Here is a 5,777-nt window from a genome sequence, read left to right as displayed (position 1 = left end):
ACGGTCGGGCTGGACGGCCACGAGGGCCGCATCGACGAGCTGAACGCGGGTCTCGGACGGCTCGGCCGGACGAACTACCACCGCGCCGTCGAGGAGGTCGTCGCGCACTACGAGAAGTCCGGGGCCACCGGCCCGGCACTGGTGGTCTTCCAGACGGACGGCCCGCCGGACGTCAAGCAGGCCGCCCGTCAGGCGATCGACGAAGCGGCACGGCTGCCGCTGTTCTTCCAGTTCGTCGCGTTCGGCGACGCGGACGCGAAGGGCTTCGACTTCCTGCGGAAGCTGGACGCCCCGAACGCCGGCTTCTTCCACGCGGGCCCCGCCCCGCGCGAGGTCGCGGACGCCGCGTTCTACCGCGAGGTGCTGGCCGCGCTGCCCGCCTGGGTCGCCGCCAACGCCTGATCGACCGGCAGTCGTACGGTCACGGCGAGCCCGCCCTCCGGGCCCGGTACCGCCGTGACCGTACCTCCGTGCGCCAGGGCTATGGAGCGGACGATCGACAGACCGAGTCCCGAGCCCGCCCCCATCCGGTCCCTGCCCTCACCGCGCCGGAACGGCTCGAACAGGCCCGGGATGTCGGCCGCCTCCACCACCGGGCCGCTGTTGCGCACCTCCAGCAGTACCCCCGCGCCCGCCGGCACCAGGAACACCCCCGCACTCCCGCCGGGCACGTTGTACGTCACCGCGTTGGCCACCAGATTGGCCACCAGCTGAGCCAGCAGCAGCCGGTTCCCGCGCACCACGCAGGGCTCGGCGTCGGCCGCCACCCCCGGGTACCGGCCCGCCTCCTCCGCCACGACCCGGTCCAGGTCCACGGCTTCCCGCTCGCTCTTCTCCAGGCCGCGCTCGCTGCGCGCCAGCACCAGCAGGCCCTCGATGAGCCGCTCGCTGCGCCGGTTGTTGTCCAGGAGCGTCTGCCGGGTGCGTACGAGATCGTCCGGAGTCGGGTCCTCCAGGCCCACCTGGATCGCCACCCGCTGGGTGGCCAGCGGGGTGCGCAGCTCGTGCGAGGCGTTGGCGATGAACCGGCGCTGGCTGTCGAAGGCCTGCTCCAGCCGGGCCAGCAGCGCGTCCAGCGTGTCGCCCAGCTCCTTCAGCTCGTCGTCGGGCCCGCTGGAGGCGATCCGCTCGTGCAGCGTGTGCGCGGAGAGCCGGCGCGCCTTCGCGGTCATCTCGTGGACGGGCCGCAGGAGCCGCCCGGCCGTCCACCACCCCACACCCACCGCGCACGCCGTCATCACGAGCAGGGCGGCCGCGGACCAGTTGAGCAGCTGGTCCCCGGCCGCGTTGCTGACATCGTCGGTGAGGTCGTAGACGGTCGGCGGTCCGAGGCTGCTCCGGGTGACGAGGGGGCCATTGACGGCGTATCCGGGCTGGACGACCGCGGCGGTACGGGCGATGGCGCGGGCCTGCGAGTCGGTACCGGCCCGGGAGGCGAGGTTGACCGTGGCGAGGAGCGCGGTCCCGAGGACCAGGAACACGCCCCCGTACACGAGCGCGATGCGGGTCCTGATCGTGGCGTGCGGCACCCGTGCCCAGGCGCTCACAGGGCGTATCCGACGCCCTGCACGGTGCGGATCAGGGACGGCTCACCGAGCTTTCCGCGCAGCTTGCTCATGCAGACGCGGACGGCTCCGGTGAAGGGGTCGGCGTTGGCGTCCCAGGCCCGTTCCAGGAGCTCCTCGGCGCTGACCGTCCCGCCGTCGGCCTCCAGCAGCAGCTGGAGCACGGTGAACTCCTTCGGCGAGAGGTCCAGCTCCCGGCCGTCCCGGGTCGCGGTGCGGCGCACGCTGTCGAGCCGGATGCCGTGCCGCACCAGCTGCGGCGGTACGGGGCGGGCGCTGCGGCGGCGCAGGGCGCGGACCCGCGACACGAGCTCGGGGAACTCGAACGGCTTGCCCAGGTAGTCGTCTGCGCCCAGGTCGAGCCCGGAGACGCGGTCCTCCATGGACCCGGCGGCCGTCAGCATCAGGATCCTGGTCCGGGAACCGGAGGCGACGAGCCCGCGGGCCACGTCGTCGCCGTGCACCCGGGGCAGATCGCGGTCCAGGACGACGACGTCGTAGTCGTGGAGCCCCAGGTAGGCCTGGGCGGCGTCACCGCTGTACACCGTGTCGACGGCGAACCCGGCCCGCCGCAGTCCGGTGGCGACGAGCTCCGCCAGGATCTCCTCGTCCTCGGCGACCAGTACCCGCATCGTGATGTCCCCTGCCTCGTGCACGCGTGTCCACTCCCTCCCAGGATGCGTCTTTGCTACCGGAACAGATGTTTCGCAAAGGTCTCCGCGCTCCCGGCCGGGTTTATCGGTGTGAGTGGATCTCCCCCGGACCGTTAGGATTTCGACCATGGCGGCCACTGGATCCGAGAAGCAGGCGGCGACGGCGTTTTACGTCTCGACCCCCATTTACTACGTCAACGACGCTCCTCACCTGGGCCACGCCTACACGACCGTCGCAGGCGACGTGCTCACGCGCTGGCACCGCCAGCGCGGCGAGAAGGTGTGGTACCTCACCGGCACGGACGAGCACGGTCAGAAGATCATGCGCACGGCCGAAGCGAACAACGTCACGCCCCAGGCGTGGTGCGACAAGCTCGTCGAGGAGGCGTGGAAGCCCCTCTGGGAGCACCTCAACATCGCGAACGACGACTTCATCCGTACGACGGAGAAGCGGCACACCGACCGGGTGCAGGAGTTCGTGCAGGACCTGCACGACAAGGGTGAGATCTACAAGGGCGGATACGAGGGCCCGTACTGCGTGGGCTGCGAGGAGTACAAGCTCCCCGGCGATCTCATCGAGGACGAGGCCGGCGTCAAGCTGTGCCCGATCCACAAGAAGCCGGTGGAGATCCTCAAGGAGGAGAACTACTTCTTCAAGCTCAGCGAGTACGGCCCGAAGCTGCTGGAGTTCTACGCGGCCAACCCCGACTTCATCCAGCCGGAGTCCGCGCGCAACGAGGTCGTGAACTTCGTCAAGCAGGGTCTGCAGGACCTCTCGATCTCCCGCTCGACGTTCGACTGGGGCGTCCCGGTCCCGTGGGACGAGAAGCACGTCATCTACGTGTGGGTCGACGCCCTGCTCAACTACGCCACGGCGGTCGGCTACGGCGCCAACCAGGAGAAGTTCGACGGTACGTTCCCGGCGAACGTGCACCTGGTCGGCAAGGACATCCTGCGCTTTCACGCGGTGATCTGGCCCGCGATGCTGATGGCGCAGGGTCTGCCGCTGCCGGGCCGGGTCGCGGCCAACGGCTGGCTGATGGTCGGCGGCGAGAAGATGTCGAAGTCGAACCTGACGGGCATCAAGCCGCAGGACCTGACCTCGCACTTCGGCGTGGACGCCTACCGCTGGTACTTCCTGCGGGCCATCGCGTTCGGCAGCGACGGCTCGTTCTCGTGGGAGGACTTCACCGCCCGCTACACCTCCGAGCTCGCCAACGACTACGGCAACCTGGCCTCGCGCCTCGCCGCCATGGTCGGCAAGTACTACGGCGGCGCGCTCCCCGAGGCGACGGCCTCGGGCGCGGCCGAGCAGGCGGTCCAGGAGGGGCTGGCCAAGGCCGTCGCCACGGCCGACCTGAAGATCGGTGAGGAGCTGGACTTCCAGGCGGGCATCCTGGCGGTCTTCGACTTCGTGAAGCAGGTCAACGGCTACATCACGGAGCAGGAGCCGTGGAAGGTCGCCAAGGACGAGTCGCCGGAGGGCAGGGCCCGCCTCGCGACCATCCTGTACACGGCCGCCGAGGCGCTGCGCGGGGTCGCGGTCCTGCTGAACTCCGTCATGCCGGACACCTCGCAGAAGCTGTGGGAGTCCCTGGGCGCCGAGGAGTCCCTGGGCGCGCTGTCCGACCAGCGTGTGCAGGACGCGGGCACCTGGGGCCGGCTGTCGGCGGGTGCGACGGTGACGAAGGGCGCGGTGCTGTTCCCGCGCCTGGAGGAGAAGCCCGCGTAGCGGATGTGCGTACGGCGAAGGGGCGGGGCCGCAGATGTGCGGCCCCGCCCCTTCCTCTTGTTTCGCGTCAGCGGACCCAGTTCTTGAGCGGCTCGGTGTCCAGCTCGATGCCCACCGGGTCGGGCAACCGGACGTTCTTACCGAACGGCACGGTCACCACTGTTTCGTACCGCACCCCGTCGGGCTGCGAGTGCACCTTGACCTCGCAGGTCTCGCGGTCGATGAGCAGGTAGACGGGGATGCCCGTCTCCGCGTACGCGCGCGGCTTCTCGACACGGTCCCGGCGGTCGGTGTCGTCGTCGTACGAGGTCACCTCGACGACCATCAGGACGGCGTCCGGATCGGCCCACTCGCCCTGGCCGGCGAAGTTGTCGAGGCGGGCCAGGGCACCGTCGGGACGCGCGTTGCCCTTTCGGTACGTCTCGATGTGCAGGCCCTGCTCCCCGAAGAGCCAGTTCCGGGGATCCGACTGCATACAAATCTGCGTGAGCCAGACGATGATCCGCCCGTGGTCCCCGTCCGGCACAGCCTTGACTCCCAGTTTCCCGTTCACGAATTCCAGACGCAGCGCTTCTTCCGCGCGCATGGCATGACGGGCCAAGTCCTCGAAGATCTCCTGGGTCAGCACACGATCGTCGACCACGGTCACGCCAGCCTCCTCGGAATCGGTCGGGCAGAATCCAGATTACGTGGCTGCCTCCTGGGCGCGCGGCCGCTTTCAGCGGCTCAGCGACGCCGCGTCCCCCATCACGATGACCGGCTCCTTCGCCGGGTCGAGGACGCCCAGCAGCTCCTTCATCCGGTCCTCGGTGACCGAGACGCAGCCCTGGGTGGGGCCGCCGTGGTCGACGTGGATCCAGATGCCGCCGCCTCGCTCGTCGCCGAGGGGGCGGGTGTGGTCCAGGGGCGAGGTGCCGGGGACGCGGTTGTAGTCGATGGCGATCACGTAGTCGAAGGAGCCCTCCAGCGGCTCCCCGTGGAAGCCCTCGCCCTCCACCATGAAGTCCGGGCTCAGGTCGTACGGGAAGGCGGTCTCCGGAGGATCGAGGCGGCCGCCCGCCGCTGTCAGGGTGAAGACGCCCACGGGCGAGCGCAGGTCGCCCTCCCAGTGCTCGGCCGTCCAGCCGTTCAGGGCGTTGTGCGCGGGCCAGGGAGCCAGCGCCGCGCGCCAGCCGACGGCCGGGTCGTCCCGGGTGTAGAGCACGGCCGTGGAGCGGTTGGAGTCCGGCGACTGGCCGGTGACGACGAACGCCTGGTGGGCCCCGGCCGGAATCTGCGCGCGGGTCCGCGGCCCCAGCCCCGGGATCTCCAGCGGCGGCACGGCAACGGGCGGCACGGCGGCCCGGGGCTGTGCGGGTGCGCCGGCGGCACCGGGTGGGCCCGGTACACCGGAGGCGCCCGCGGCCTTCGTGGTGGCGCCGCTCCCGTCCAGCCCGGCGAGCGGCCCCACCCAGCACCCGGCCAGCAGCAGCAGGAGGGCGGCGCAGACGACGTACGGGAGGCGCAGCGGAACGCGCGAACGGGGCACGGGCACGGAGGGCTCCTCAGCGGTAGGTGGCCGGGTCCGGGGCGCTGCGGGCACGGGGCGGGGTCCGCGTGCGCCGGGGTCGGCCCAGGCAGTCTTTGCCGCAGTCGCAGTCCGCCAATCCGGCATGAGGGCCATCCGGGTCTCACCGTTCGGGTGATTCTTGTACTTGTATGCACACAGCCATGTGTGCGTGGGCAGCACGAAGGGCCCGGGACCGGGGCGGATGTCCGGTCCCGGGCCCTTCGTCTCCGCGGGGGACGGAGGCCTGAGGAGGCTGCGGGGGGGTGTCTCTATGTCCT

The 5,777-nt window shown here is 70.8% G+C and carries 6 protein-coding genes; 2 read left to right on the top strand and 4 right to left on the bottom strand.

What is annotated here, in order from left to right; genetic code table 11:
- A partial coding sequence (locus JGS39_RS36290) for a VWA domain-containing protein (RefSeq protein WP_219574023.1) occupies positions 1 to 402 on the top strand: 402 nt, incomplete at its 5' end.
- Here JGS39_RS36290 and JGS39_RS36285 read toward each other — a convergent pair.
- Together JGS39_RS36285 and JGS39_RS36280 are read right to left on the bottom strand one after the other, a co-directional pair.
- Positions 351 to 1,547 carry a sensor histidine kinase gene (locus tag JGS39_RS36285; protein WP_219574022.1) on the bottom strand — a complete coding sequence of 399 codons (1,197 nt, stop codon included), beginning with the start codon at positions 1,545 to 1,547 and terminating at the stop codon, positions 351 to 353. The genes JGS39_RS36290 and JGS39_RS36285 overlap by 52 nt on opposite strands.
- Positions 1,544 to 2,197 (bottom strand): response regulator transcription factor, encoded by a 654-nt coding sequence (locus JGS39_RS36280; protein WP_219574025.1) that lies wholly within the window; start codon positions 2,195 to 2,197, stop codon positions 1,544 to 1,546. The genes JGS39_RS36285 and JGS39_RS36280 overlap by 4 nt, the downstream gene beginning before the upstream one ends.
- A gap of 148 nt (positions 2,198 to 2,345) precedes the next feature.
- On the opposite strand from JGS39_RS36280, the gene metG reads away from it, so the two are divergent.
- The gene (gene metG / locus JGS39_RS36275; RefSeq protein WP_219574021.1) at positions 2,346 to 3,950 is read left to right on the top strand and encodes a methionine--tRNA ligase; all 1,605 of its coding nucleotides are present in this window, start codon (positions 2,346 to 2,348) and stop codon (positions 3,948 to 3,950) included.
- 67 nt (positions 3,951 to 4,017) lie between these two features.
- On the opposite strand, the gene JGS39_RS36270 is transcribed toward metG, so the two are convergent.
- Both JGS39_RS36270 and JGS39_RS36265 read right to left on the bottom strand, forming a co-directional pair.
- Entirely contained in the window at positions 4,018 to 4,599 is a 582-nt protein-coding gene (locus JGS39_RS36270) for a Uma2 family endonuclease (RefSeq protein ID WP_306070777.1), read from the bottom strand.
- Between the two features lie 69 nt (positions 4,600 to 4,668).
- Complete coding sequence (locus JGS39_RS36265) at positions 4,669 to 5,484, bottom strand: L,D-transpeptidase family protein (protein ID WP_308120915.1); 816 nt, start codon at positions 5,482 to 5,484, stop codon at positions 4,669 to 4,671.
- Positions 5,485 to 5,777 lie beyond the last annotated feature (293 nt).

It is taken from the genome of Streptomyces poriferorum (assembly GCF_019399235.1).
In the GTDB taxonomy this organism is placed as follows: domain Bacteria; phylum Actinomycetota; class Actinomycetes; order Streptomycetales; family Streptomycetaceae; genus Streptomyces; species Streptomyces poriferorum.
The sequence above is the reverse complement of the archived record's forward strand: the minus strand, read 5'-3'. Positions and strand labels throughout refer to the sequence as shown.